Genomic DNA, 3,659 nt, shown 5'->3' on the forward strand with positions numbered 1-3,659 from the left:
CACCTCGGTGACGGCGGCCGACGGCATCGCCCCATAGCGGTACACCCGTCCCTCGCGGGACCTCCGGGTGGCCGGCAGCCAGATCTCGGGCGGCGCACCGGGCGGGGCCGAGTCGTCTCCCCACAACAGTGCGGCGCTGCGCCCGCGCAGGACCCCCTCGGGCCAGATCCGCGCCAGCGCCTCACTCCGTAGCCGGAGGTCGTCGACCTGATCGTCACGTCGGTAGACCCCGTGCCAGATCCGGACGTAACGCTCGCGCTCGCGTGGGTCGGGGACCGCCGCCGCCAGTTCGGCGGTGGTCAACGGTCCCGGCGGCAACAGTCCGACGGACCGAGCGACGGAGGTGACGATCGCAGGCCCGGGAGAGGGAGTCGGTGAGTGCATGCCGCACACTCTGCCCCCCGGAGCCGGTGGACGGCCCTGAGATCGGTCTGCGACCACCGGTCATGTGGACAGCGCGGGCCTGTGGAGGAACGCCCCCGGGAGCAGCCCTCGAGGGGGTGGACCGACAGATGCGCGGTGGCAGTAGGAGCGTCGACACCGCGGCCGACCAGATGATGCACGGCCGCAGGCCGGATCAGGTCGTGCGTCCTCTCAACCCGGTCCCGGGAGACGCCCCCATGTCCGGTGGTGGCCGGCCGGGCCGCAGCGGCAGGAAGGATCCGTGCCCGTGTCGGCGGGAGAACGGGCTGCGACGACAGGCGATCCAGTCCTGGGAGAACAGCCGCCCGGAGAGCCCGGCGACCGGACGGGTTCAGCCCTGCTCGGGCGGCGCGACCGGTAGCCACCATCGTCGCTCTCCGTCCATGTCGACGGACGGCTCCCCCCGACGCGCCAGAACGTCATCCCGATGCGTGCTGGGGATCACCTGGGCCATGACGGTTCCCGGCACGCAGACCATGTCGAGCAGCCAGGCCAGGGACTCGACGTACGTGATCGCCCGCTCGGCGCCGTCCCACTCGTAGAGTCCCCGATAGCGGCCCAGGCCGTCGTGGCCCAACCACAGCTTCGAGGTGAAGCCGGGAAAACCCACGAACAACGGGATGTTCAGCCAACTCTCCAGCCGGAACAGAAGGTGCCCTCGCCCGCGGACACCGCGGAGGACGAACCCCACGACCACCACCGCCGGATCCGTGGCCCGGCCGTCCTCGACCCTCGTCTCCCGGTACACCCGGGCGCTGGAACCGTCGTCGAACCGGATCACGCGCCCGACGTTGTCCCGGGGATGGTGAAGTCGCCGCGCGAGCAGCATCCGCACCGTCGTGAGGACGCTGCCCGCCACCCTGGGGGCCGCGAACCGGGCACGCTCCGCCGCCACGCGCCCGGCCCTGCGGTGCTCGGTCCCGGACGGTGACGGATCACGGGACCATCCCATCGGATCGGGGGACATATCGGCCTCCTCGGAACTGGGAGGTGCGGCACCGGGTGCGCCGAGTATAGGCGCCCCCGACATCGAAGAAGTAGCGTCGCCGACGAGTCCGGTCAGACCCCCTACACCCCGTACAACCGGGCCCAGTTCTCCCGCGTGGTGAGGCGGGCCTGCGCCTCACGCCACCGTTCCTGGGCCGCGGGGGCCTCCCGCACGAACCGGGCGAGCAGCGCGACCAGGCGTTTCTGCAGTTCCGTGACCCGCTGTGGGTCGACCTTCCGGTGGTGGACCCCGGTCTGCGAGGCGTCGGTCACGTACACCTCGTCGAAGAGCGAGACGTGCCACCAGGCCGCGTCCTCGTAGGGGACGGCCACGACACCGCGGCGCTGACGGCCGAGCTTCTGGACGAGCAATCGCTTGGCCAGCACCTGGTCCTCGCGGTCCTCCCGGGGGATCCCCACCTTGCGCTCCACCGTGATCCCCGCGGGGAGGGCGTCGACGGCGAGCCTGGCCGTCTCGGGGTATCCCGCGCGCTCGGCGCGGATCGCGGCCAGGGCGGCCTGCCCGCCGTCGCCGACGCCGTGCGCGCCGTCGGGTCCGTCGAGGAACGCCTCGATGCCGCGCATGCGGGTGGCGGCGAGCCCGTACTGCATCGCCACGACCGCCCTCAGGACGCTCCGTCCCAGGTTCGCGGCCATGGCGCGCGGGTCGATCCCCTGGCGGATGGCCGCTGTGGTCAGCGAGTTGCGCATCGAGAAGAACTGGCCGAAGTCGTCGCCGTCCTTCCAGTAGAAGTCGGCGTGCCACACCGCCGCACCCTGCAGGGTGCAGGTGGGGATCCCTGCCTGTCGGCACCGCAGCCCGTACTCGATGTCGTCCCACTGGAAGAAGTACGGCAGGGGCAGGCCGACCCTCTCCACCGCCTCCCCCGGCACCAGACAGGACCACCACGCGTTATACTCGGCGTCGACCCGCCGTTCCTGCCGGTGGTCCACCACGGACTCGTCGCGCAGTGCGTACTCGTCGGCGTCCAGTCCGCCCTCGAGCTGATCGAGCCGCGTGCGCTCCGCCGAGACCAGCAGGTAGTCCGGGTTGAACAGGTACAGCATCTGCGCGCCGACGAGCATCGGCTCACGGGTCACGGCCGCGAAGGCGAACAGCCGCAGCACCGTCTCGGGTTCGACCCTCACGTCGTCGTCCATGAGCAGTACGTCCACCGGCCCGGCGGAGCCGGGGGCGGTGGCCTCGAACATCCCTCGGCTGAATCCCCCGGCACCGCCGAGGTTGGGCTGGCGGAGGTAGTGCAGCCGGTCACCGAACTCCCCGGCCGCGCGGTGGAACGCCTCACGCGTCTCGACAAGGTCGGCTCCCTGGTCCGTCACGTAGAGATCGTCGATCAGATCGGCCACCAACGGGTCGGACGCCAGCGAGTCGACGGTGGCAGCACAGTCGTCCGCCCTGTTGAAGGTGCAGATGGCCACCGCCGCGCGGCGGGCCGGCCTCGTCGTCGTCACGCTCCACGTCACCTCGGACACGGTCGCCTCGGCATCCACCGCGTGGAACTCCAACCACATCGCGCCGCCGTCGACGAAGGCGTCCACCGGCACGTTCAGCACCGCCATGCCGTCCCCGTGGTGGTGGAACACGTCCACCGTCCGCACGTGGGAGCCGATGTCGGAGGCGCGGACCAGGACGTCGAGGCGACCCCCGGACTCGACCGCGACCCGGACGGTCAGCTCGGACACCGATGTCCACCGCTGCCAATAGGAGGCCTCGAACCGGCCGAAGTAGGTGTTGGTGTCGACGACGGCCCCCGCGTCCAGGTGCAGCTCGGCGCGCGTCCGGCGCACGACCCCCCGCACGATCCGCGAGTACAGGTCGTCGTTCACCCACCTGCGCGGGCCCGAGAACAGGGTGCGCTGCAACAGCAGGTCGCGCTCGGCCGGGAGGGAGCCGGTGTCGGCACCTGCGGCTGTCACGGTGGTGGCGTCCATGTGGCGGGTGCTCCTGGGGAGTCGGTGCGGGATCGTCTGACGCCCGGGCGGGTGAAGGCGCGGTCGCGCCGTCCAGGCTAGCCCCCGGCCGGGCTTCGCCCCGGGAGGGCGGTCAGCGCACCCCGGAGTCCACGGGTCAGCGCACCCGGAAGATCACGGTGCGCTGCACGATGAAGTTGGTGACCGTGGCCACGCCCTGTGCGATGACGTACCCGACCGTCGTGGCCCAGAACGTGCTCCAGCCCAGATCGTGGAACAACGGCACCAGCAGCATGAACAGGCCCCACTGCACGCCG

At 71.4% G+C, this 3,659-nt stretch carries 2 protein-coding genes and 1 pseudogene; all 3 read right to left on the reverse strand.

Features of this window, described 5'->3' with window-relative positions:
• Positions 1–384 (reverse strand): annotated as a pseudogene (locus G6026_RS07045) (hypothetical protein); the annotation flags it as partial.
• A gap of 370 nt (positions 385–754) precedes the next feature.
• Positions 755–1,390, reverse strand: coding sequence for a hypothetical protein (locus tag G6026_RS07050; RefSeq protein WP_182612752.1), 636 nt, complete (start codon positions 1,388–1,390; stop codon positions 755–757).
• Between the two features lie 101 nt (positions 1,391–1,491).
• The gene (locus G6026_RS07055) at positions 1,492–3,363 is read right to left on the reverse strand and encodes a glycosyltransferase (protein WP_182612753.1); all 1,872 of its coding nucleotides are present in this window, start codon (positions 3,361–3,363) and stop codon (positions 1,492–1,494) included.
• Positions 3,364–3,659: the final 296 nt, after the last annotated feature.

Origin of the sequence: Dietzia sp. DQ11-38-2, from assembly GCF_014145055.1 — a bacterium.
In the GTDB taxonomy this organism is placed as follows: Bacteria; Actinomycetota; Actinomycetes; order Mycobacteriales; family Mycobacteriaceae; genus Dietzia.